15 protein-coding genes are annotated in these 23,408 nt (G+C 62.8%); 3 read left to right on the top strand and 12 right to left on the bottom strand.

Translation table 11 applies throughout. The annotated features are described in order from the left end of the window. Positions 1 to 7 precede the first annotated feature (7 nt). The 5 genes from J2X43_RS01460 to J2X43_RS01440 form a co-directional block, all read right to left on the bottom strand. Positions 8 to 2,527, bottom strand: coding sequence for a heavy metal translocating P-type ATPase (locus J2X43_RS01460; protein ID WP_310290273.1), 2,520 nt, complete (start codon positions 2,525 to 2,527; stop codon positions 8 to 10). A 95-nt stretch (positions 2,528 to 2,622) separates the two neighbouring features. Continuing rightward, the gene (treY, locus tag J2X43_RS01455; RefSeq protein WP_310290270.1) at positions 2,623 to 5,061 is read right to left on the bottom strand and encodes a malto-oligosyltrehalose synthase; all 2,439 of its coding nucleotides are present in this window, start codon (positions 5,059 to 5,061) and stop codon (positions 2,623 to 2,625) included. A 129-nt stretch (positions 5,062 to 5,190) separates the two neighbouring features. Continuing rightward, entirely contained in the window at positions 5,191 to 5,754 is a 564-nt protein-coding gene (locus J2X43_RS01450) for a dihydrofolate reductase family protein (protein WP_310290268.1), read from the bottom strand. A gap of 79 nt (positions 5,755 to 5,833) precedes the next feature. Then, positions 5,834 to 7,915, bottom strand: coding sequence for a penicillin-binding protein 1C (gene pbpC, locus J2X43_RS01445; protein ID WP_310290265.1), 2,082 nt, complete (start codon positions 7,913 to 7,915; stop codon positions 5,834 to 5,836). Next, complete coding sequence (locus tag J2X43_RS01440; RefSeq protein ID WP_310290264.1) at positions 7,915 to 13,389, bottom strand: alpha-2-macroglobulin family protein; 5,475 nt, start codon at positions 13,387 to 13,389, stop codon at positions 7,915 to 7,917. Before J2X43_RS01440 ends, pbpC begins: the two co-directional genes overlap by 1 nt. Before the next feature lie 625 nt (positions 13,390 to 14,014). Between J2X43_RS01440 and J2X43_RS01435 the strand changes: the two genes are divergently transcribed. Further along, complete coding sequence (locus tag J2X43_RS01435; protein ID WP_310290261.1) at positions 14,015 to 14,455, top strand: response regulator; 441 nt, start codon at positions 14,015 to 14,017, stop codon at positions 14,453 to 14,455. Positions 14,456 to 14,457: 2 nt separating this feature from the next. Here the strand turns inward: J2X43_RS01435 and J2X43_RS01430 are convergent, their stop codons facing one another. Further along, positions 14,458 to 15,189 carry a TetR/AcrR family transcriptional regulator gene (locus tag J2X43_RS01430; RefSeq protein WP_310290259.1) on the bottom strand — a complete coding sequence of 244 codons (732 nt, stop codon included), beginning with the start codon at positions 15,187 to 15,189 and terminating at the stop codon, positions 14,458 to 14,460. A gap of 176 nt (positions 15,190 to 15,365) precedes the next feature. Here J2X43_RS01430 and J2X43_RS01425 point away from each other — a divergent pair, with 176 nt between their 5' ends. Together J2X43_RS01425 and J2X43_RS01420 are read left to right on the top strand one after the other, a co-directional pair. Next, a complete protein-coding gene (locus J2X43_RS01425; protein WP_310290256.1) occupies positions 15,366 to 16,565 on the top strand; it encodes a multidrug effflux MFS transporter in 1,200 nt (399 codons plus the stop codon). Between the two features lie 115 nt (positions 16,566 to 16,680). Continuing rightward, a complete protein-coding gene (locus J2X43_RS01420) occupies positions 16,681 to 17,979 on the top strand; it encodes an MFS transporter (protein ID WP_310290254.1) in 1,299 nt (432 codons plus the stop codon). Here J2X43_RS01420 and J2X43_RS01415 read toward each other — a convergent pair. The 6 genes from J2X43_RS01415 to J2X43_RS01390 form a co-directional block, all read right to left on the bottom strand. Then, positions 17,969 to 19,006: a substrate-binding domain-containing protein gene (locus tag J2X43_RS01415; protein ID WP_112388925.1), complete on the bottom strand. Its 1,038-nt coding sequence runs from the start codon at positions 19,004 to 19,006 to the stop codon at positions 17,969 to 17,971. The two genes, J2X43_RS01420 and J2X43_RS01415, sit on opposite strands and share 11 nt — an antisense overlap. A gap of 83 nt (positions 19,007 to 19,089) precedes the next feature. Continuing rightward, positions 19,090 to 19,845: a phosphodiesterase gene (locus tag J2X43_RS01410; protein WP_310290249.1), complete on the bottom strand. Its 756-nt coding sequence runs from the start codon at positions 19,843 to 19,845 to the stop codon at positions 19,090 to 19,092. Then, positions 19,842 to 20,663 carry an inositol monophosphatase gene (locus J2X43_RS01405; protein ID WP_310290246.1) on the bottom strand — a complete coding sequence of 274 codons (822 nt, stop codon included), beginning with the start codon at positions 20,661 to 20,663 and terminating at the stop codon, positions 19,842 to 19,844. The genes J2X43_RS01410 and J2X43_RS01405 overlap by 4 nt, the downstream gene beginning before the upstream one ends. Positions 20,664 to 20,678: 15 nt before the next feature. Continuing rightward, positions 20,679 to 21,722, bottom strand: a complete 1,044-nt coding sequence (locus tag J2X43_RS01400) for a LacI family DNA-binding transcriptional regulator (RefSeq protein ID WP_310290243.1) — start codon at positions 21,720 to 21,722, stop codon at positions 20,679 to 20,681. A gap of 9 nt (positions 21,723 to 21,731) precedes the next feature. Beyond that, positions 21,732 to 22,580, bottom strand: a complete 849-nt coding sequence (locus J2X43_RS01395; protein WP_310290242.1) for an ABC transporter permease subunit — start codon at positions 22,578 to 22,580, stop codon at positions 21,732 to 21,734. Continuing rightward, complete coding sequence (locus J2X43_RS01390) at positions 22,577 to 23,401, bottom strand: ABC transporter permease subunit (protein WP_112388929.1); 825 nt, start codon at positions 23,399 to 23,401, stop codon at positions 22,577 to 22,579. The genes J2X43_RS01395 and J2X43_RS01390 overlap by 4 nt, the downstream gene beginning before the upstream one ends. Positions 23,402 to 23,408 lie beyond the last annotated feature (7 nt).

Raw genomic sequence — 23,408 nt, 5'->3', positions numbered from 1 at the left:
CAGCCTCCTAGAGTTTCTGCACGCGCAGCCTGAGCGCGTTGGCGATGACCGAGACAGATGACAGGCTCATCGCCGCCGCCGCGATCATCGGCGAGAGCAGCAGGCCGAGCACCGGGTAAAGGATGCCTGCGGCGACGGGAACGCCGAGCGCGTTGTAGCCGAAGGCAAAGCCAAGGTTCTGGCGGATGTTGCGCATCGTTGCCTCCGCCAGACGGCGGGCGCGGACAATTCCGGTAAGATCGCCCTTCACCAGCGTGATGCCCGCACTTTCCATCGCCACATCGGCGCCGGTGCCCATGGCGATGCCGACATCGGCTGCGGCGAGCGCCGGCGCATCATTGACGCCGTCGCCGGCCATGGCGACGACTGCGCCCTTGGCATGCAACTCGTCAATCAGCGCCTTCTTGCCCTCGGGCAACACGTCGGCACGCACCTCGTCGATGCCGAGCTGTTTGGCAACGGCCTTTGCTGTGCGCTCGTTGTCGCCGGTCGCCATGATGATCCGCAGACCGCTGTCATGCAGCGCCCGGATGGCCGCTGCCGTTGTCGGCTTGATCCGGTCGGCCACTGCGACGAAGCCGGCGAGGCTGCCGTCGATGGTGACGAACATCACCGTCTTGCCGTCGTCGCGCAAATCACTGATCTGTTCGTCGAGCGCCGCGGTATCGATGCCGAGATCCCCCATCATCGCGGCATTGCCGAGCGCGATTTTAGCGCCATCGACAAGGCCGGTGACACCCTTGCCGGTGATGGCATCGAACGATGTGACCTCGGATAGCGCAATGCTGCGTTCCTCAGCACCGGCAACGATCGCTTCGGCGAGGGGATGCTCGGAGCCGCGTTCGAGGCTTGCCGCCACGGCAAGCAGCCGGCTTTCGTCGATGCCCTCAAGGGCAACCGTGTCGGTCAGGCGTGGCTTGCCTTCGGTCAAGGTGCCGGTTTTGTCGACGATCAGCGTATCGACCTTGGAGAAGCGCTCCAGCGCTTCGGCATCCTTGATCAATACGCCTTCCTGAGCGCCGCGGCCGGTGGCGATCATGATCGACATCGGCGTTGCCAGGCCGAGCGCGCAGGGGCAGGCGATGATCAGTACCGCCACCGCGGCAATCAGTGCATGGGCGAGGCGTGGCTCCGGACCGAACATCATCCAGGCACCGAAGGCGAGGATCGCCACGGCAACGACGGTGGGAACGAAGACGGCGGAGACGCGATCGACGGCACCCTGGATCGGCGCACGGGAGCGCTGCGCCTTGGCGACCATATCGACGATCTGCGACAGCGTCGTCTCGGCGCCGACCCGTTCGGCAGTCATGATGAAGCTGCCGTTGCGGTTGATGGTACCGCCGGTCACGGCATCACCATTGGTCTTTTCGACCGGCAACGGCTCGCCAGAGATCATCGTTTCATCAATGGTCGACTGCCCCTCGGTGACCCGTCCATCCACAGGGACACGCTCGCCGGGGCGGACCCGCAGGCGGTCGCCCTTGGCGATGTCATCGACTTCGATATCGATCTCGCTGCCATCGGTGGTGATCCGCCGCGCGGTCTTCGGGGCAAGATCGAGCAAGGCACGGATTGCCGAACCGGTGCGCTCGCGCGCCTTCAGCTCCAGAAGCTGGCCAACGAAGACGAGCGTGACGATAACGGCGGCTGCCTCGAAATAGACAGGCACCATATCGCCGTGGCCGCGGATGCTCATCGGGAAGAGGCCCGGCGCAGATGTCGCGACGAGGCTGTAGAGATAGGCGGTGCCGACGCCGAGGCCGATCAGCGTCCACATGTTCGGGCTGCGGTTGACAAGCGAGGCCCAGGCACGGCGGAAGAAGGGGATGGCGGCCCAAAGCACGACGGGTGTCGCCAGGGCGAGTTCGAGCCAGACGGCACGCGCCTCGCCGATCATCTCGCGCAGCGGCAGACCGATCATCGGTCCCATGGTCAGCGCCAGCAGCGGAACGGCCAGCGCAGCGCTTATCCAGAAGCGGCGGGTGAAGTCGACGAGCTCTGGGTTCGGACCCTCATCTGCCGGTGGAATGCCCATCGGCTCCAGCGCCATGCCGCATTTCGGGCAGTCGCCGGGGTGGTCGGCGACGATTTCCGGATGCATCGGGCAGGTATATTGCGTGCCCTTCGGCATCGGCTTTGCCTCTGGGCGATTGCCATCGAGATAATCGCCCGGGCTTGCCTCGAACTTCGCCTTGCAGCCTGCCGAGCAGAAATAAAACTTGTCGCCCTCGTGCTTCAAAAAATGCTTCGCCGTTGAGCGATCGACGGACATGCCGCAGACCGGATCCTTGGCGGTGAGATAATCCTGGGGCACTGCTTCGAATTTCTTGCGGCAGCCATCGCAGCAGAAATGGTAGTTATGTCCTTCAAGGACGAGGCTCGGCTTGCCGGCATCCGGATCGACCGTCATTCCGCAGACGGGATCGCGCGTGACGGGCGCCTCGGCCGGTGCGCCGTGGCTATGGCCGGAGCAGCAGCCCTGCGCTTCGTGGCCGTGATGATGGGAATGGTCGTGACGATCCATAAGACTCTCCTTTGCCCGCAAGGGCAGTGGATAGGCTTATGAACCTTCCAGCAACTGGAAGGTCAAGCGGGAAATTTCAACCCGCCTGAAAATCGTCAATCAGGCTCGATCAGGGCGACTGGCTGGACGCCGAGAATACCGGCGAGCGGCAGCCTAGCTCCGGGATCGAGATGATGTCCGGTAAGAAGATCGCATTTGATGCCCTGCAGACTTGGCGGGATCTCGACCGCGGTATCAGCCCAGAACTCCGGCCCTGAAAACAATACACCGGGGTCCAGCCAGCCGAGCATCAAACGCGGCACGACCGTAATCGCGTAGTCGCCGTCGAGTTGCCGGGCGAAAGCGACGGCGTGGTCCTTCCGGCTTCCCGTGATGCTGAGCGGCAGATACCGGCCAGCGGCAAACAGCTGCGGCTGGCGGCGGCGCAGGTGCAGGCCGATCTCGATAATTCGCTGTTTCAGAACCGGTGCCGTCAGCTCGCCGATTTCGCCATGCGCCGAAAGCGACTTGCGGAGTGCCTTGAAATTGACCGGGCGGCGGTTGTCGGGATCGACGAGGCTGAAATCGAAGCCTTCCGCTCCCTGATAGATATCGGGGATGCCGGGAGCGGTCAGCTTGATCAGCGTCTGCGACAGGCTGTTGAGATAGCCGGCGGAAAGGAGCGGCCGCAGCGTTTCGGCGAAGTCCTCATGGAAATTGAGGTTCGATGAGGCTGTGAGCGCCGATGCGTAGGCATTCACCGCGGCCTCATATCCCGCATGCGGTTCGTCCCAGCTGGTGCCGAGCTTGGCCTCGCGGATCGCTTTCTCGGCATAGGCGGCAAATCGCTCCGTCAAAGCTTCCGCCCGGCCTTCGCTGAAATCTTCCGGCCAGATGCCGGCCAGCGCCTGGTAGAGCATCCATTCGACATTGCCCTCCGGCGTCAGGCCGCCCGGCAGTTCGGTGAGGTGTTCGCGGTTCATCTCGCGCCAGCGATCGACGCTGCGGCGCCACAGGTCCGGCTCCTCGCTGAGGGCATAGAGCCGGGCGCGGGCGTCTTCACCGCGTTTCGTGTCGTGTGTCGAGGTTGCCGAAAGCCCATGCGGCTGTTCTTCCGCACGCTTTTGCATGAAGCGGTGAAAAGCCTCACCGCCTTCGGGAATCGCGTCCGGCTCGCCGCCGACTTCGTTTGCGGCGAGAAGCCGGTTGTGGCGGTAGAACAGCGTGTCCTCCATCGCCTTTGCCATGATGGGACCGCTCAACTGCTGGAAGCGCCGCTGGAATTCTTCCGCGTGGCCGTTGGCCAGCAATGCGTAGACGCCGTCGAGCGCCCTGCGGTCTTTGACATGCCTGGCGGCCGATCCTCTTATCTCTTCCAGCACCGTGGCCTCGCGTGCGTCCATCGCACCGCCTTGGCCGTAGCTCCTATAGACAGGAAAGGCGATCAGAAGCTCGCGAATGGCGTTCCTGATATCCGCTTCCGGTGTATCGGGGAGCGCGGCGGTCGCGAGCTTGCCTAGGCGGTTCACCTCGCCGGCAAAATTCCGCTCCACCATCAGCATCTTGGCGGCTCTCAACCCCGCTTGAAAATCCGCGTTGGCCGGTGCGATGGTCGTATACGCCTTCTGCAACTCGGCCGTTCCCTTGGGGTCGATGAAGAGATCGGCAAGAGCGGAAATGAACTCATAGCCCGTCGTCCCCGAGATCGGCCAATCCGCAGGCAGGCTCTCGCCATGGCCGAGGATCTTTTCGACGATGATATAGGTCTCCGGTCCGGCGGCCTTGCGCAGCCGGTCCAGATAGGCCTTGGGGTCGGCAAGGCCGTCGATATGATCGAGGCGCAAGCCTTGCACTTTGCCCGACCGGACAAGATCGAGGATGACGCGATGGCTGTCCTCGAAGACGGCCTCGTCCTCGACGCGCAGGCCGGCGAGGCCGGTGACCTCGAAGAAGCGGCGGTAGCTCAGATGAGATGCGGCCGTCTTCCAGTGCGTGAGCCGCCAGTGCTGCGCCGCGTGGAGCCGGCAGATGTCGCCAGTTTCGGCACTATCGGGATGCAACGGCAGATGCGTCTCGAAATAGGCAAGGGTCTGCTCGCCGGTCTCCGGGTCTCCAACTACCTTGAATTCCCCGTCAGCCAGCGCTTCCTCGAAGGGTTTGCCGAGGATAGGAAGCGTCAGCGGTTCGGACCAGTCGATGTCGAAATAGCCGGCATAGCGGCTCTGTTTTCCATACCGCAGGACATCCCGCCACCAGGCATTTTCGGTCGAGGCCGCCATGTGGTTCGGCACGATATCGAGGATCAGCCCGAGACCGGCTGCCTTGAGCTCGGCGCAGAGCCGCTCGAACCCCTGGCGCCCGCCGATCGCCGGGTCGATCTCGTTGGCATCGGTGACGTCATAGCCATGGGTCGAGCCGGAGACCGCCGTGAAGATCGGCGAGGCATAGAGATGGCTGATGCCGAGCGCCTTGAGATAGGGCACGAGTTCGGCCGCATGGTCGAAGGTCATGCCGTTGCGAAACTGGAGCCGGTAGGTGGATGTGGGAAGCGTCATGAGCCGCCTTTGTTCGGAAGGATAACGATCCGGAACGGCGGCGGCGGGCTTTTGTTCCCGCCATTTCACTCTTGCGGCAGTCGGCGGGGAAATCTTCTTCCGCCTATTATCCGGCCCGCGCAGCCATGGTCAGGCGCGGCTGAAAATCTGTGCCTGTGTCCCCTTTGGAAAGGCCTTTGAACTGACCAGCTCAAGGTGGCGGAGCGGCGTGACGCCGGAGAAGATCGGCAGGCCGCTGCCGAGCGCCAACGGGTAGACCATCAGCCGGTATTGATCGACCAGATCGGCGGCGATGAGACTCCGTGCGAAGCTGGCGCCGCCATGGGCAACGATCGGCTTTCCGCCGGTGGCCTTGAGTTTGGCGATCTCCTCGCTGAGATCACCGCTCGCCACATAGGCGTCCGGCCAGTTGCCGGTCTCGGCAGCCTCCAGGACGGCCGCTCCCGACTTCGAAAAGACGGCCTTCGGTATCTCGTTCATCGGCGCGGCGAACGGCCCTGCCGCGGTCGGCCAGAATCCGGCCATGCTCCTGAAGCTGCGGCTGCCCATGATGTGCAGGCCGGCATTCGCTACCGTCTCCACCTTCCAGGCAATCGCCTCCTGGTCGCCGTTGAAGATCCAGTCGATCTCGCCTTCGGGACCGCAGACGAAGCCGTCGAGCGACATGGCCATGGTCAGGATCAGGTCTCGCATTGCTGTCTCCTCGCGTTGTTCTGATCCAAGGACGTAGCGAGGGCGCAGGTTCCGACAGCGCTGCCGAAAAATCGGGACATCAGTCGATGAAGACGCCGACACTGGCCGCACGGCCCATGGCGTCGATGACGGTGAGCTTGGAATAACCGCCGCCGTCCGGCAGCCACTGATTGGTGCGGCGGCGCGAGAGATCCGGCAGCGGCTTGCCGTTTGCCAGCCATCGGAATGGTGCCCGGCCGCCCTGCAGCTTCAGCACGAGCGGTGACAGATCGCCGCTCTTGGCGCCGAGATCGACATGCGCGCCCTCGGGCGGATAGACGATCTGCGGTGCGGACTCGCGTGACGAATTGACCAGAAGGCCGCTGGCATTCAACGCAAACCGGCGCTGGCTGACCGGCAGATCCTGCTTGGCGATGCGGATCGCGCCGGAGGGCGGATGGGGCAGCGGAGTCGTAGCGATGCCGGACTTGGCGAAACCTTCGAAGAGGATCGGGGCTGCGGTGCCGTATCCCGTGAGGCCGGGAACTGCACCGTTGTCAGGGCGGCCGACCCAGACGCCGAGGACATAGCGGCCGTCATAGCCAACCGACCAGGCGTCACGGTAGCCGTAACTCGTGCCCGTCTTGTAGGCGATGCCGCGCTGCGGCGCGCCGGCGGGCGGAATGACGCCGGAGAGGATATCGGCGACGTTCCAGACGGCGACGGGCTCCAGCAACGGCTCGCCATCGATCTTGCCGGGAATGCCGGTCACGCCATCGCCGATCCTGACCGGCTGGCCGTTGTTGGCGAGCGCCGTATAGAGCTGCACCAGATCCTTCAGCGTGATGCCGACGCCGCCGAGGCCAATTGCCAGACCCGGCGTCTCGTTCGGCGGCAGGCTCGGCTGCACCCCGGCGCGGCGGAAGCGCACCATCAGCCGCGTCGGGTTCACGGCATCGAGAAGCTTCACGGCCGGGACATTCAGCGACAGCTGCAGCGCCTCGCGGATCGTCACGTCGCCCTGATAGCTCATGTCGAAATTGCGCGGCCTATAGCCGAAGAAATCCGCCGGACGGTCCTCGATGATGGTTTCCTGGGCGACGAGGCCCTGCTCGAAGGCGAGACCATAGATGAAGGGTTTCAGCGTCGAGCCCGGTGAGCGGCTGATGCGGGTCATGTCGATCCAGCCGGAGCGGCTGGCATCGAAATAATCGGCCGAGCCGACCTCGCCGACGATCTCGCCGGAGCGGGCGTCGGCCATCACCATGGCGATCGACAGCTTCGGGCCGAGCCGCATGGCCGCGTTCCTGGCGGTCAGCTCCAGCCCTTCCTGAACCTGTTTCTTCAGCGTCGTCTTGTGCTCGCGCTCTTTGGGCGCCTTGCGCAGCGCCGCTTCGGCAACATGCGCCGCAAGCGCCGGCAACTGCATGCGCCGCGCTGGCACCAGCGTCGCCTCGGCGCGCCCGGCTTCACCATCACCGACGGCGTCGGCGACTGCGACACGCTCCAGCACCCGCTTGCGCGCGGCTTCGGCCGCGGCGAGATTGCGGTCGGGGCGCCGCTTTTCTGGAAGCTGCGGCAAGGCGACGAGTAGAGCGGCCTGTGCCACCGTCAGCCGCTTCGGCTCCTTGCCGAAATAGGCAAGGCTTGCTGCCCGCACACCTTCAAGGTTGCCGCCATAGGGGGCGTGGGTCAGATAGAGATCGAGGATCTGCTCCTTCGATAGCCGCCGTTCGATCTGGATCGCGCGCACCACCTGCAGCAGCTTGGCCGACAGCGAGCGGCCGCTGCGCGGCTCGATCAGCCGCGCCACCTGCATCGACAGCGTCGAGGCGCCGGAGACAATTCGGCCGCTGGTGGCGAGCTGCACTGCTGCCCGGCCGATCGCCAGCGGATCGATGCCGCGATGGTCATAAAAGCGCCGGTCCTCATAGGCGACCAGCATGCGCAGGAATTGCGGATCGACGTCGGACACATCCGTCTTCAACCGCCAACGTCCCTCGGGCGTTGCAAAGGCGCGCAGCAGCTGGCCGTCGGCATCCAGCACTTCGGCAGAGACCTGCCCGGCAGTATCGAGCGGCGGCGGGTAGGCCTTGTCGAGCGCATCGAGGCCAAGCGCCAGCGCGCCGGCGAAGATCACGCCGGCGGCCGATGCAATGGTGAGCCTGTGCCAGAGCCGCATTATTGTGCTGCGACAACCTCCATCTTGCCGGTCGCGGTGCGGGCCGAGAGCTGCGGCCGGTACATGTCCTCGACGACGGCAGCCGGATGATCGTAGGTGCCGGGGGTCACGGCGCGCACGACATAGGCGACATTGATCTCGCGGTTGTCGCCTTCCGAGCGGTTGAAGGCCGCGACGAAGCGGTCGTCGCGGAACTCGGTATGGGCGGCCGTCTGCTCGCCGATCCAGTCGAAATTCGTCAGCTGGGCGCTATCGACCAGGCTCGGATTGTCGATCTGGAAACCGGCCGGCAGCAGGTCGGTGACGACGATGCGCGACGGCCAGTTATTGCTTTCGGTCACATGCAGCACGACGACATAGCGCTCGTTTTGCTTGGCTTCGCTGACATTCGCTTCCTCGCCAGCGAGCGTGTAGTAGCTGCGCTCGATCGCAAAGCCGTCGCCGCCGGCGGGTAGCGGCGTCACTGGAGCGGCAACCGTCGTCACTACGGCGGAGACCGTGTCGCTGGTGCCACTGGTCAGCGTCAGCGGATTGTTCAGCAGCGCATCACCGCTCATCGACGCCATGTAGGAGCCGGTATGTTCGGCACCGTTGACATCGACCTTCAGCGCATCGTCACCGCTCTGGATGGCGCGGGCCGCGAGCAGCATCCAGGCTTGTTCCTGGGTGCTGGTCCATTTCGAGCGGTTGAACTCCTTGGCGACGGCCTTAGCGAGCTCCGGAATGACGGGCGGAACCGGACGGCTTTCAGCCGCCAGCGCGAGGATCGCCGCGCCATCGCGCAGGATCGAGCCGTAATCGGTGCGCGAAAGATTGACGCGCTGGACCATCGACGTCTCGGTCATCTGCAGTGCATCGACGAAGATGTTCTTCGAGCGTGTCGCATCGCCGTAGAGCGCCAGCGCCGCGGCGATATGGGCCTTGGCGAGCGGCGTCGGGAAGTCGTTGATCATCGTGTCGGCGTAGTAACGCAGATCGCTGATCGCCGCCTTCTTGTTGCGTGCGAGAACGTAGAGCGCATAGGCGATATTGTCGCCCTGCGTCTTGACGTCGACGTCGTAGCTGAGCGCGTTCTGCAGGTTCTCGAGCGCCTGCACGAGCGCCCGATCCGGCACGTCGTATTTCTCTTCGCGGGCGCGGGTCAGGAAGTCGGTGACGTAGGAATCGAGCCAGAGGTCACCTGAGTCAGGTCCCCAGAGGCCGAAGCTGCCTGCGGATGCCTGGTAGGAGAGCACGCGGTAGATCGCGTCCTGCACCCGCTTCTTCACATCGGCGTCGTCTTCAAGTCCTGCCTGCTTGGCGAGTTCGCCGAGATAGAGCAGCGGCATGGCGCGGCTCGTCGTCTGCTCGGCGCAGCCGAAAGGATAACGGTCGAGGGTCATCAGCAGCGCCGGGATATCGAAGGCGGCGGAGCGGGTGACGTTCACGCTGACGGAGGCGCCGGGCAGCACGCTGTCGGCCAGCAGCTCCTTGTCGATCTTCAACGAGGCCCCCGGTTTCAGCGCGATGACGCGGCGCTCGGTGACCGGCAGCGAAGCCGGGCGAACCGGCACGTCTACAGTCTGGTCGAGCGAGAGGCCCGAGGCATCGGAGAGGTTGATCGAGACGGAACCCTGGCCGGGCTGCGTGCCGATCACGGCAAGCGTCAGGTCGGATTTGGCGCCAGCATCGAGATGGATCGTCTTGGAAGCCGAGGCGGCATCGACGCCGACAGCGTCATTCCCTGATATCGCCACCTTGAAGTCGCCTGCTGGCGCATCGGTATTGGCGATGTCGAGGCGCAGTTCGGCCTTGTCTCCCGGCGCCAGGAAGCGCGGCAGGCTGGCGGTGACAACGACGGGATCGCGGATGATGACATCCTTGACGCCATGGCCGACGCCGTCCTTCGACCAGGCAACCGCCATCACGCGGGCTGTGCCGTTGAACTGGGGAATGTCGAAGCTGACATTCGCCTTGCCTTCAGCATCAAGCTTGACCGGTCCTGAGAAGAAGGCGACGAGCTTCTGCGTCGGCGGGCTGGCCGAGAGCGCCACGGCGCCGCCGTCACCGCCGGTGCGCAGCTTGCCGGTTGCGCCGAGCGATCCGTCGATCAGGCGGCCGTAGAGGTCGCGGATTTCGAGACCGAGCTGGCGCTGGCCGAAATACCAGTCCTCGGGGTTTGGCGCCTCATAGCGCGTCAGGTTGAGAATGCCGACATCGACGGCGGCAACCGTCACATAGGCATCCTCGTTGGCGCCGGCACCGGCAACTGCGAGACTGATATTCAGTGGCCCGCGCGGCAGCATCTTGTCAGGTGCATCGACCTTGACCTGCAGCGCCCGCTGCTCGGGATCGACCTTCAGCCATTTGATTCCGATGGAGCGCATCGGCATGTGATTGTCCTGGCTGTCGCCGGGGCGGAATAGAGTGGCGGTGACATAGGCACCCGCACCCCAATCGGCGGTGACGGGAATATCGACTTCACCGCCGGTCTCGCCCATCGTGGCGTTCTGCACAGCCACCAGGTTCTCGGAACCCGCGGTGACCATCAGCTCGCCGCCATAGCGCGAGGTGACCTTCAGCTTGGCCGTTTCGCCGACCTTGTAGCTGTCCTTGTCGAGAGCGATTTCGAGACCATCTGGCGTCTCCGTCGAGGTCGTCTCGACGAACCAGCCGGCGTCGAATTCGAAGCTCGAGGTCGGGCCGTCGGCGTCCGGGCTTTCGACTTCGAGGCGATAGCGACCCCAGCCGACCGGCACGGAAATCTTACCGCCATCGGTTCCGGCATCGACGACGCCGTCGGCGACCTGGCGGGCGTTGTAGGCAGGCTCGTATTTCCAGGCCGTGCCGTCGCGGTACCACTGGTACTCGCGCTCGAGATTGTAGAATTTCCAGCGCAGGCCCTTCACCTCCTGCTTCTGGCCGTCGGCCGTCGTGCCGATGACATTGAAGGAGGCGGTGGAATTCTCGGCCACATCACCGGAGAATTCCGGCTTGATGCCGATCATCGGACCCTGGTTCTTGACCGGGATCACCAGCGAGCGCTCCAGCGCCCGGCCGCCCTGTTCCTGCATGCGGATATAGACGGTGGCGTTCAGAAGCTGGGTGGTGGCGGGCAGGTCGCCGACCGTCAGATCGGTCGATGCCTTGCCGTTCTCATCGAGCTCGGGCAGGCCCTCGATCGTCTGGCGGTTTTCTTCGGAGGCTTCTTCATCGGCAAGGCCGAAGAAATAGCCGGGGAAGGCAGCGCTTTCGCGGGTCGGCTTCAGCACGACGTCGCCTTCGAGCGTGAGCCCGGCAGCCGGTGCGCCATAGAGATACTTGCCGTTGATTTCGATTGTCGCTGGCGTATCCGGGCCGATTTCCTTGGCGGCGGTCTTCAGCTCCATGTCGGTGCGATCAGGCACGAAGTCATCGACCAGGAAGCTCTTGGTGCCGATCGCAGCACCCTTCGGATCCGTGTAGATGTTCATCGTCCAGGTGCCGCGCATGGCGTTCTGCTGCACCGGCAGATCGACGGTATAGCCGCCGAGATCGCTGGTTTCCTTGACGATGCGGCGGTCCTCGACGCCATCGGGGCGCAGGAAGACGAAGGTGAGCGGTAGGTTCTCGATCGCCTTGCCGTCGGTGTCTCTGGCCAGCGCTGACGCATGCACCGTCTCGCCGGCACGATAGATGCCGCGTTCGGTAAAGGTCATGATATCGATCGCGCCCGGCGAAGCGCGGCCAGTGACGCCGCGGTCGGAGAGGTCGAAGCCAGCGCGCGTCATATCGAGGAAGACGTAGTCGGAATCGCCGTTCTTCGCCGTGATGACAGCAGGCGTCAGTGCCGCCGTTCCACGCATCAGGCCGGCCGTGAAAGTGGCGCGGCCGTTGTCGTCTGTCTTGGCGGTACCGAGCACTTCATTGTTCTTGGCAAGCAGCGTTAGTTGGACGCCCGAGATCGGCTTGGCGGAAGCCAGCGAGCGGGTGAAGACGTTGAGGCCGTCGGTGCCGGCATAGGTGGTGATGCCGACATCCGAGACGACGAACCACTGCGTCGCCTTGCTGTCCCATTCATTCTCGGGCGCGTTGGCAGGCGAGGCGATCAGGACGTAGACGCCGGGCTTGCGCTGCGGTAGCGCCTCATCGACGGGGAAGCTGGTGACGACGTCCTTGTTCAGGTCGTTGGCGATGTCGATCGAACCCTGCCAGACCAGCTCGCCGCTTTCGTCCTCGATGCGCTGGGCGCTGTAGCCGTCGAGCTGCGTCAGGAACTGCGAATTCGTCAGCAGCGGCGCGATGCCGCGATCGCCGATGCGGTAGAGCTTCAGCGCCGCCGACTGGATGTTGACAGACACCAGCGGAATGCCGCGGCGCGCCGTGGACGGCAGCACGAAGCTGTCACCGGTGAAACGCACCGTCTGGCTGCGGTCCTTGACGTAGATGTCGAGGCTGACAGGCGCTTCCAGCACCTCATCGACCGACGACGGCAGGCCGGAGCGGAAAACGATCTTGTAGTTCTCGCCGTGAACGAGACCTTCGACGCAGATCTGCTTGTCCTTGGCTTCGAGCGCTTTCGGCGCCTGGCCATTCAGCGTCACGAAGGGCGTGTAATCCGTCGTCTTGACCAAGGATTCCGAGAAGGTGACGCAGGCGCGGGGATTGGCGCTGTCGGCATCGACATTATGCTCAGTGATCCGGAAGCCCTGCTCGGCCTTGAGCTTCAGATAGGCGTCGTTGACTTCCTTGGAGCTGACAAGCGCCAGGCTTGCCTTGTAGGCATTGAGCGCCGCACGGTAGTTCGAATTCTTCGACAGCGAGGTTGCCAGCACGGCCAGCGCGTCGGCGCGCTTCGAGGCGGTGCGGGTCAGGTCATAGGCGTTCAGGGCATCGAGCTGCGCCTGGCCGAAGACCTGGCTGTCGGTCCCGCCGAGCGAATTGGCGGCGCGCGCGGTTTCGAGCCAGAGGTCGCCGTCGTTCGGCGTGAGCGCCAATGCGCCATGGAAGGATTCCAGTGCGGCGGCGAGATTGTTGGCCGTCAGGTCGAGGCGGGCGGTCGCCGTGAGATTATCGACCGACTGGCCTTCCTGGGCCTCGGTTAGCTCGTTATTCGTCTTGTAGTCGCGGGCCTGCTGGATGACGTCAGCGGAGAGGAAGTTGAGGCGCGGCGCAGCACCCAGATCCGGCTCCTGCGGAATGGCGGCGGCCGTCGTCTCGACGATCCGGCCAGCGATCGCGCCGGGGAAAGCGTTCATCGTCTTGAAGTCGGATTTCAGGAAGCACCAGCTGACCTTGGGATTATAGGTAAAGGCCTTGCAGCTCTTGTCGCCGATGCAGGACTTCTTGCACTGGTCAAGCGAGACGTTCTGCTCCGTCCTCAGATCGAAGCCGAAGAAATCCGCATCCTTGATCGTCTGGATATCGCGCTTCGCATCGGCGGCGCCGGCTGGCAGGCTGATCGCAAGTGCGGAAAAGGCGATGGCGGCGAAGGCGAAGAAAGAGCGTACAGACATCAAGTCCCCCCGGGCGGCTGCGCTGATCGGGCCGCACTCTTGGCTGCCCCGATGACGTTGTCAACACAACTTATGCGGTGTCGCGTTTTCGCACAGAAGCCGCCATCGCATTGTCATGTCATCATGAGATAAGTGCTTTGGAATTGGGCCTTTTTGCTGTTTTTGGCAAGACGAAACGCGCCAAAGGGAATTGCTCTCCGGTGGACCTGTTTTTGTCAGGAAGGCGCGTCGCGCCGAGCGCGATTTCACTGCTTGCCTGCTTTGTCGAAAGCGCTGCCTCAATACGCGGCTATGATCCCGGCGACCGGCGATCACCGGATGCACTCGAACTCTCCGCAAAGGTTTCGCAAGGTGTACCGGGAAGATCCGTTCTGGTTCTGGGGGCTTGTCGAGTGTTATCCCGCCCTGTGGATAACCACGCAGGCGGCACCCTGAGCCGCCTATCATTTCAAAGGCTTAGCTAATTTCAACATTTTATCAATGTTAACAACGGGTTAAACTCAAAAAAATACGTCCCGGCCCGGAACATATCCTTTCCAGCACCGTTATCTGCTCAAGTTCCAGAGGCTCACAACCTTCCGGAATGAAGTTCTTTCGCGTGCTTGGGTTAACGGAAGAGGGCGTCATGGCCATCAATGTTGTGCGTAAATGGCTGCGGGATAACGTTATGAACCAGAGAGTATTGATTGTAGAAGACGAGTTTCTGATCGCCCTCGACCTTGAGGCGACAGTCGAAAACTTGGGAATGGAAGTCGCGGGACTTGCGACCAACAAGGAGCAAGCGTTGCAGCTTGCGCACCTGGCAGACGTGGCTTTCGTCGACATCAACCTGTCCGATGGTGCGACAGGTCCGGAAATCGGCCGCCGCCTTGCCGAAGAGCATGGCATCACCGTCGTTTTCATGACCGGCAACCCGGAGGCCGTCGCAAACGGCGTCAAGGGTGCGCTTGGTGTCGTTAGCAAGCCCGTCATGCCTACGGTGGTCGAACAGTCGCTGAAATATGCCGTCGCGCGCCGCGCAGGCATGTTGGCGTCGGTGCCGCCGCAGATGATGGTGTTTGCCTGAAATTAGCCGCTGACGGCCGCAAGTTGCGGCCGTTCGGCTAGCTTTTCCGTGCCGTAGGCACGAACGAACGTCCGCACCGCGTTGCGTGCTGCGCTTTCGAGCTGTGATTCCGTCGGCAATTGTCCGAAGAGCAGCATCAATTGCAAATCCGCATTGCCGAGCGCCAGAAACTGGCGGGCTGCGACATCGAAATCATCGATCTTCAGAGCGCCGCCGGCACTCAGCCGTGCAAACAGCGCCCCAAGCGCCGAAATGATCCTGCCCGGTCCCTGCTGGCGCCAGGTCTCGAAGAGATGCGGATAGCGCTCGCCTTCGTTCTGGATCAGACGGCGCAGGAATTTTCCGTCCTGATTGCAGAAGCAGTTCTTGTTGATGCGAATTGAAAAGGCGACGAGATCGTCTTCCAGATTGTCGGCATTGACCGGGAAGGTCGAAAGCATCGAGAAGAGCATCTGGTCGGCGCGGCTCATGACGTCCTCGACGACGGCGACGAACAGCGTTTCCTTCTCGCAGTAGTGATTATAGACGGTCTGTCGCGAGACATTGGCCTCGATGGCGATCTCGTCGACGCTCGCTCCGGCAAAACCCTCGCGGCAGAAAACCTCGGCCGCGGCCTCCAGGATCGATGCACGCTTCTTGAACTGGCCGCGCTGGGTCGGTCCTTCGGATCGCTTTTCGGGTGTCGCGGAATTTTTCATATCCGTAAATGTAATGCGTCTTGACGTTTTAGACAATGCTGTCTAATTTTACACCAGTGTCCAAAATAATTGACATACTGATGCGTATTCGTTGGCGCTTCTCCCAAGACGCCGATGGACCGCTCTGGACACGCAAATTGAACCCCTTCGAAAGCAAAGCGGTGGTGTGAATTTCCGCCTCGTCCGCTGCGTTTTTATGAAAGATCACCGCCATGAACGCTCCATTCTTTCGCACTGCGCTCATTCTCGGCCTGCTGTCGGCCATCGGCCCGTTTGCCATCGACATGTATCTACCGGCTCTGCCGTCCATCGGGGCGGACCTTCACTCCGATAACAGCGTGACACAGCTGAGCCTGCTTGCCTTCTTCATCTCGTTTGCGCTGGCGCAGCTTCTCTATGGGCCGCTGTCCGACATGTGGGGCAGAAAGCTGCCGCTCTATATCGGTATCAGCATCTTCGTCGTCGCCAGTGTCGGCTGCGCGCTGGCGCAAAATATCGAAACGCTGATCGCCTTCCGCTTTATCCAGGGCATCGGCGGCGCTGCCGGCATGGTCATTCCGCGCGCAGTCGTCCGCGACATGCATACCGGCGTCCAGGCAGCGCGGCTTATGTCGCTGCTGATGCTGGTTTTCTCGATCTCGCCGATCCTTGCCCCGCTGACCGGCAGTGCCGTCATTGCCTTCTACGGCTGGCGGGGCGTGTTCTGGGCCGTCACCATCGCGGCTTTCATCGGTATCCTTCTGCTGGCAACGCAGCTCGACGAAACGCGGCCTGCCCACCAGCGCAAGGAAAGCAGCATCGCCGGCGCCATGCGCGCCTACGGCATGCTTCTGCGCGACCGCAACTTCATGACGCTGACTTTCATCGGCGGTCTGGGCATCTCGAGCTTCCTCGTCTATCTCGCCAATTCGCCCTTCGTGCTCATCGAGCATTACGGGCTGACGCCGACGCAATACAGCTTCGCCTTCTCGATCAACGCCGTGTCGTTCTTCGCTGTGTCGCAGGCAACCGGCTGGCTCGGTCAGAAGTTCGGCCTTGTCCGCGTCATGCGCATCGCCGTCACCTCCTACGCGCTTGTGATGATCGCCATGGTCGCCGTGATGGCCGCCGGCCTCGCCCAGCTTCCTGTCATGGCAGTGTTCCTGTTCGCCGGATACGGCTTCCTCGGACTCGTTATTCCGACCAGCGCGGTCCTGGCGCTTGAGGATCACGGCGAGATCGCCGGCACCGCCTCGTCGCTGATGGGCACGTTGCATTTCGTCATCTCGGCGGTCGCCATGGTCTTCTCAAGCCTGGTTGCCGATGGCACCGCGCTGCCGATGGCCGGCGGTATCGCCATCTGTGCTTTCCTGGCCTTTGCCGTGACTCAGGCAACCATCGGCCGCCGTGCCGCTGTGGCCGCCGCCGAATAAACCATTGCCGCGCCGCTCCGGCGGCGCGGCGGCACTGATATGTGCAACGTTCGATTGATAATCCCAGGCCGGGCCATAAGTACCTGCTGAGCAATATCATTTCGGAGAAGCAAGTATGGTCAGCGAACGGGAATTGATCTCCAAGATCACCTGGCGCCTGATGCCGTTCCTCGGCATCCTCTATCTCATCGCCTATATCGACCGCCAGAATGTCAGTTTCGCCAAGCTGCAGATGGTCGGTGATCTCGGCATGAGCGAATATGCCTATGGCCTCGGCGCCTCGCTGTTCTTCATCGGCTATTTCCTGTTCGAAGTTCCCAGTAACCTGTTTCTCAACAAGCTCGGCGCCCGCATCTGGTTCGCGCGTATTCTCGTTTCCTGGGGCATCGTCACCATCGCGCTCGCCTATACGCAGAACGCGACGATGTTCTACATCCTGCGCTTCCTGCTCGGCGTCTGCGAGGCGGGCTTTTTCCCGGGCGTGCTCTATCTGCTGACGCTCTGGTTCCCGGCGGATTATCGCGGCCGGATGGTCGGGCTGTTCATGATCTTCAGTGCGTTGGCAAACGCCGTCGGCGCGCCGCTCGGCGGCATGCTGCTCGATCTCGATGGCCTCTATGGCTACGCCGGCTGGGAATGGGTTTTCCTGGCGACGGGTGTTCCGGCCGTCATCGCGGGTATCGTCACCTTCTTCTACCTCCCGGGCAATCCGCAGACCGCGACGTTCCTGAGCAGCGACGAAAAGAGCTGGCTGCAGAACCGGCTCGACAGCGAAAATGCCGGCATGGACAAGAATGCCGAGAACGGCTTCAAGGCGCTGATCGATCCGCGCGTGCTGTTGATGTCACTCTGCTACGTGGCATTCCCCCTGGCCGCCTATGGTCTCAGCTACTGGCTGCCGACCATCGTCCATGGCTTCGGCGTCACCAACACGGTCAACGGTTTCATCAATGTCATCCCGTGGATCCTGGTTGCGGTCGCGCTCTATGCCGTGCCTGCCATGGCTGACAAGGCATCGTCGAAAACGCCCTATATCGTCATCCCGGCCTTTATCGGTGCGGCCTGCCTGTTGCTATCGGCGCTGATCCCCAACAACACGCTGCAATTCGCCTTCCTCTGCGTTGCCGCAGCCGGCATCTTTGCGCCGCAGCCGGTATTCTGGAGCCTGCCGTCGCGCTTCCTGAAAGGGGCGGGGGCCGCAGCCGGTCTCGCCGCCATCAATTCGGTCGGCAATCTCGGCGGCTTCGTGGCCCAGAACGTCGTGCCCTGGATCAAGGACAGCACGGGCAGCACGATCGCACCGATGATTTTCCTCGCGATCTGCCTGGCGGCAGGCGGTCTACTCGTCTTCCTCGTGACGCAGCTGATCGCCCGCAAGGACCACGAGAATACCCAGGGTACGGTCAGGACGTGAGCGAGAACGCGTCACTTTCGCCGGGCACCAGCTCCAGTGGCCAGATCGTGTTGCGGGCTCCCTCCGGATAGGATTCCGCGTAGGCTGGCATGGTCGCAAGCAGGGTCTCGGCGAGTTCGACGCCGAGATCGCGCAGCGACATGCGGAAGCAGGTCAGTGACGGCTGCAGGAACCGTCCGCGCGGCTCTTCGCGGAAGCCGATGATGGCGAGGTTGCGGCCGGGAATCACACCCGCTTCGACCAGCCGGCGATACAGCCCGAATGCCATCAGCTCATAGATCAGGATGATGGCTGTCGGTTTGCTGTCGAGCAGCAGGAGCTCATGGCCCGCCTGATAGCCGCCCTGTTCGCTCGATTTCACCCGGATGACGAGATTGGGATCGTATTTGATGCCATGCCGCTCCAGCGCCCGCCGGTAGGAATCGACGAAGATGTAGCCGAGGTTGATGTCGTTTGACGGTGCGGCGATGGCGATCTTGCGGTGCCCCTTGGCAACCAGCCGGTCGACGGCCGACGTCGCGACGCCTTCGAAATCAAGGTCGATCCACGGGTAGTTGCCGCCCGACGAGCTGCGGCCGAGGCTGACGAAGGGGATCTTGGCCTTGACCAGCAAATCGATGCGCTTGTCGATCCGCTGTGTTGCCGAGATGATCATCGCATCGACGACGCGGCGCGCCACCATGCGCTTCAGATATTCGTAGGGGTCTTCGTCATTGGGGCAGGGCAGCATGACGAGGTCGAGCTTGTGCCGTGCCAGGACGCTCTGCAGACCGCCGGTGACGCCGAGGAAGAAGTCGTCGCTATTTTCGACGGTCTCCTTGCTGGATTCGATCATCAAGCCGATCGCGTTGGTCGTTCCCTGACGCAGGCTGCGGCCGGACTGGTTGGCGACATAGCCAAGCTCCTCGGCGGCGGCGAGCACGCGCTTGCGGGTTTCCTCGTTCACATCGGGCTTGCCGTTCAGCGCGCGGGAAACCGTTCCGATCGAAATGTCGAGATGCTTTGCAAGTTGTCGGATCCCTTTCATATCAGGCGATCTTCCTCCTCGATCAAAGCCCGTAGAACCCTCTTCTTGCCACAGGAAAACGTTTCCGGAAAGCGTTACCGCCGTCAATCGGCGAATTGGTGGATATGAATAATGAGCGAATCCGGGTCGGCGAGGATGATCGAATAGACCGGCGGCTCGAAGCAGTTCGTCGTCTTCGGTGAAACGAAGTCGAGCGCCGTCTGGTGGTTGGTGCTGCGCAGGATGGTGAAGGGGATGCCCTGCCAGTTCCCGGTGATCAGCCGGTGCAGGTGGCCTGCAAAGATGTGGCGCACATTGCCATGGCTCTTCAGTAGCTCGAAGAACGGCTCCGGTTCGGCAAGCCCGAAGAGGTCGAGAGCAGGCAGATGCACCTTGGCAGGCGGATGATGCATGAAGAGGTAGACCGGCCGGTCGCTGGCTTCATCGAGTTTTTCCTTGAACCAGGCCAGCCTCACAGCGCAAAGCCTTCCGGTCACCTTGTCGTCGTCGAGCGTATCGAGCGTGATCACCCGGCCCTCGGGGAGATCGATCGCTGCCTGGGCAAAGCCGTTTTCGACCATCTGATCCGGGAAAGCTGCAGCAAAATTCTCGCGGATATCGTGATTGCCGAGCATCAGCCGGATGGTCAGCGGCGAGCGCTGAACGCGGGCCTTCAGGATTTGGTAGGTCTCGGCGCCACCGGTCTCCGAAAGATCGCCTGATACGACGACGAGCGAGGCGTCCGGGTGAAACTGCTCGACGTCGCAAAGACACGCATCCATGCGGGCGGCCGGATCGAGGCCAAGCAGCGTTTCCCCGGCGGAAACCAGATGGAAATCGGAAATGTGGATGAGCTTCATGCGGCAGCCTCGGCATTTGCAAGCGAACGAGTGATAAGCGAAAGCAGTTCATCGCGCATCTGCGGCGCCGCGGTGATGACGGGGCCGCCGGTCAGCAGCGTTCCGCCTTCACCCGGAAAGTCCGCCGTCCAGCCACCGGCTTCGCGGATCATCAACAGGCCAGCTGCGCAATCCCAGGCGTTGATATGCGGCTCGTAATATCCAGCCAGCCGCCCGCTGGCGACCTGTGCCAGCATGAGCGCGCCCGAACCATTGCGGATGAACATGCCGCCCGCTTCCAGAAGCAGCTCGATGAAGACAGACACCTGCCGGAGCGGAATGCGGAAATTGGCGCCGACGCCGAGCAGGCCGGTCGAGATGCTGCCGGTACCGGTCACCTGCATCGGCCGCCCGTTGAGCTGCGCGCCAGCGCCTTGCTTGGCAACGAAGAGATCGCCTGTCGACGGCTGGCAGATCAGCCCGAGCACCGTCTCGGTGCCCTTCATGACGGCGATCGATATGCACCATTGATCGAGGCCGTTGACGAAGCAGCTGGTGCCGTCGATCGGATCGACCACCCAGAGGAAGCCAGATGGGCCTTCGCTCAAGCCCTCTTCCTCGCCGAGCACGCCATCATCGGCAAAGGCGGCGGCAATGCGTGTGCGGATCAGCGCTTCGACCGCCTTGTCGGCCTCGCTGACGATATCCTGGCCGTTGAGCTTCTGGCTGCTTTCCAGCGAAGCCAGGTCGGCAAAGTAGGCGAGCGCCTTTGCCGCGGCTTCGAGGATCACCTCCCGCGCCAGCACGAAGCGCGGATCATCGGGGAATTCGCAGGGCATGGGGATCTTTCTGGGTCAGGGAACGAAGCTGTCGCGGACGATCAGCTCCGGGATGACCCGCTCATAGGCGGGAGGAAGGTCGGGATTGGCCAGCCGTTTTTCCACGAGCTCGACAGCGCGTTGCGCCATGACGACAGGGTCCTGGCGGAAGGTCGTCAGCCGGTAGCTCAGCCAGGCGGCTTCGGGAACATCGTCGAAGCCGATGACGGCGACATCCTCGGGGATGCGCAGGCCGAGTGTGGTGCGTACATAATCCATCAGCCCGAAGGCGATCTGGTCGTTGGCGCAATAGACGGCGTCGGGATGGTCGTCCGGACGCGCGAAAAGCTGCCTGGCGGCGGCAATGCCGCTGTCATAGTCGGAATCCTTGCCGCGGCCGATGGTGACGGTTGCCCCCAGCGCTTCGGCGGCGGTTCTGAAGGCGTTCTCGCGCTCGGCGATGCTCGAGGTCGCCGAGAAGGATGCGGCGACGGCAAGCTTCCGGCGGCCCTTTTCGAAGAAGGCATTGGCCGCTTTGCGCGATGCTTCGGAGTTGCCCGCGCGCACGTGGTCGGCATCCGGCTCGGAGCGGCCGATCACCACCAGCGGCTGGCCGTTGCGATGCGCCAGCTCGACGAAATTGGCCGGCGGCGAGCCCGAGAGGATGATCGTTGCCTCGGCGCGGTGGCCAATCAGCATCTTCTGGGCGGCCAGCATTTCCTCTTCGGTCTGACCGGTGTTGATCAGGATCGGAATGCTGCCGCGCTGGATCAGCGCCTTCGACAAGGCCGCCGCAAGGTGGGCCCGGAAGCCGACTTCCGGCCGTGTCGCAACGATGCCGACAAGCCGGCTCTGGTTGGCAAGCACGCCGCGCGCCAGGTCGTTGACCTGATAACCGAGCTCGTCGGCTGCCTTCAGTACCTTCTCGCGCGTCAGCGGCGCCACGCTGGCGCCCGGCGTGAAGGTGCGCGAAACCGCCGATCGCGAGACGCCGGCAAGCTGCGCCACCTGTTCGGCGCTGACGAAGCGCATCCGCTCCTTGCGCTGGTTCTTGGCGTCGTTGATCGGGCCGTCATTCATGACAATCTCTCAATGCCCCACGCGTGAAAGGACGTCTGCCTTCAGGAATCGCTCGACGATAAACATAAAGACCAAGGAAGGAATAAGCAGCAAGAGGGCAGTGATCGAGGCGATCTGATAATTACCGCCCGAACCTGCAGTATACAGCAGAAGCGGCAGCATGTTCACATCCGGTGCGCCGACGAAATAGCTTCCGGTAAATTCATCGAGACTTTCGAGGAAGACGAAGATGGCGCTGGCCATCAGTCCGGGTGCGGCGAGCGGCAAGGTGATATCCATGAAGGCACGCATGGCACTCGCGCCGGCCGAGCGCGCCGCCTGTTCCAGCTCCTCGTCGATCGCCGAGAAGGCGGCCGTGGCAATCCAGACGGCGTAGACCAGACCATGCGAGGCATGGACGAGAACGACGCCAAGGATCGTGCCATTGAGGCGGATCTCGTAGAAGATGCGGGCGACGTTCACATAGACTGTCAGGTTCGGAAACGCCTGAGGAATGAGGAAGGCCAGCAGGATCAGCGCCCGGAAAGGCAGTTTCAGCCGCGCCAGCGCGTAACCGGCAGGGATCGCCAGCAGCAACGAAACCACGACGGTCAGCACGGCGACGATGAGCGAATTGGTCAGCGATTCCAGCGCGCCGCCGCGCGGCGCGAACACCTTGGCCCAGCTGCTGAAGCCGTATTGCAGCGGCAGGCTGTGCGGGAAGTACCATTTCTCGGCGACTGTCCAGAGCAGCAGGTTTGCCAGCGGCCCAAAGATGAAGAAGGCCATCAGGCCGAAGATGATGCCGCGCGGGATCCACCAGAGTGCCGAGAGCGGGCTCGCTTGTGATTGCGAAGGGGAAAGCGTGGCGAGGGTCATGCGCGCTCCTTCAGGCTCTGGCGCAGGTAGATCCAGGCGACCGACGAGGCGAGCACCAGCGAGACGAGGCCGAGGGCATTGGCGACGCCATAGTCACCATAGGCGTTGACGCGGAAGGCGATGTCGGCCGTCAGCATGGTCGGCGACTGCGCGTTGATCATCAGCGGTACCGAGAGAACGGACATCATGGTGACGAAAGACAGGATCAGGCCGACGGTCAGCGTCACCGACACCTGCGGCACGAGAATTTCAAAGAGCAGGCGCAGGCGCGAAGCGCCGAGATTGCGCGCGGCCTCGATCGTGTCGCGATTGACGGAGGCCATGGCGCCGGCAACCAGCAGTGTCACGAACGGCGTCTGTTTCCAGACGAAGGCAATGACGATACCGCGCCAGTCGAGATAGCTTTGGGCGTCGATCGGCGTCAGCAGCCCGAGGCTGATCAGCGTGCTGTTCATCAGCCCGCTCTTGGCGAGGAACGTGCGCAGGATCTGGCCAACGACGATGAAGGGAATGAACATCGGCCAGCGATAGAGCCAGCGCAGGATGGCAACGGCGACTGGATGCTCGCCGAGCGTGAGATAGCCGCCGATGGCGATCGAGGCGAGGCCGATCAGGATGGTCGAGATGGTGATGATCACCACCGAAAAGATGATGTCCTTGGTGTAGAGATCGAAGGTCTTGTAGAAATTGTCCCAGCCGAACCCGCCGCCTTCGATACGAAAGGCGCCAACCGCCGACATGACCAGCGGCAGGATGAAGAGAAAGGCAATCACCGCCAGTGCCGGAAGCACGAGCAAGAGACCGAGCAGGCGTCTGGACATCGTTTGA

Source organism: Rhizobium sp. BE258 (assembly GCF_031457345.1).
GTDB lineage: Bacteria > Pseudomonadota > Alphaproteobacteria > Rhizobiales > Rhizobiaceae > Rhizobium.
Note: the sequence above shows the minus strand (reverse complement) of the source record. Positions and strands in the feature narration are given on the sequence as shown.

Bases quoted from the DNA above. Each gene is read 5' to 3' on its own strand.
- J2X43_RS01390 (WP_112388929.1), bottom strand. From the start codon at position 23,401: ATGTCCAGACGCCTGCTCGGTCTCTTGCTCGTGCTTCCGGCACTGGCG.
- J2X43_RS01450 (WP_310290268.1), bottom strand. From the start codon at position 5,754: ATGCGAGACCTGATCCTGACCATGGCCATGTCGCTCGACGGCTTCGTC.
- treY (WP_310290270.1), bottom strand. From the start codon at position 5,061: ATGACGCTTCCCACATCCACCTACCGGCTCCAGTTTCGCAACGGCATG.
- J2X43_RS01405 (WP_310290246.1), bottom strand. From the start codon at position 20,663: ATGCCCTGCGAATTCCCCGATGATCCGCGCTTCGTGCTGGCGCGGGAG.
- J2X43_RS01420 (WP_310290254.1), top strand. From the start codon at position 16,681: ATGGTCAGCGAACGGGAATTGATCTCCAAGATCACCTGGCGCCTGATG.
- J2X43_RS01425 (WP_310290256.1), top strand. From the start codon at position 15,366: ATGAACGCTCCATTCTTTCGCACTGCGCTCATTCTCGGCCTGCTGTCG.
- J2X43_RS01400 (WP_310290243.1), bottom strand. From the start codon at position 21,722: ATGAATGACGGCCCGATCAACGACGCCAAGAACCAGCGCAAGGAGCGG.
- J2X43_RS01395 (WP_310290242.1), bottom strand. From the start codon at position 22,580: ATGACCCTCGCCACGCTTTCCCCTTCGCAATCACAAGCGAGCCCGCTC.
- J2X43_RS01415 (WP_112388925.1), bottom strand. From the start codon at position 19,006: ATGAAAGGGATCCGACAACTTGCAAAGCATCTCGACATTTCGATCGGA.
- J2X43_RS01410 (WP_310290249.1), bottom strand. From the start codon at position 19,845: ATGAAGCTCATCCACATTTCCGATTTCCATCTGGTTTCCGCCGGGGAA.
- pbpC (WP_310290265.1), bottom strand. From the start codon at position 7,915: ATGCGGCTCTGGCACAGGCTCACCATTGCATCGGCCGCCGGCGTGATC.
- J2X43_RS01460 (WP_310290273.1), bottom strand. From the start codon at position 2,527: ATGGATCGTCACGACCATTCCCATCATCACGGCCACGAAGCGCAGGGC.
- J2X43_RS01435 (WP_310290261.1), top strand. From the start codon at position 14,015: ATGGCCATCAATGTTGTGCGTAAATGGCTGCGGGATAACGTTATGAAC.
- J2X43_RS01440 (WP_310290264.1), bottom strand. From the start codon at position 13,389: ATGTCTGTACGCTCTTTCTTCGCCTTCGCCGCCATCGCCTTTTCCGCA.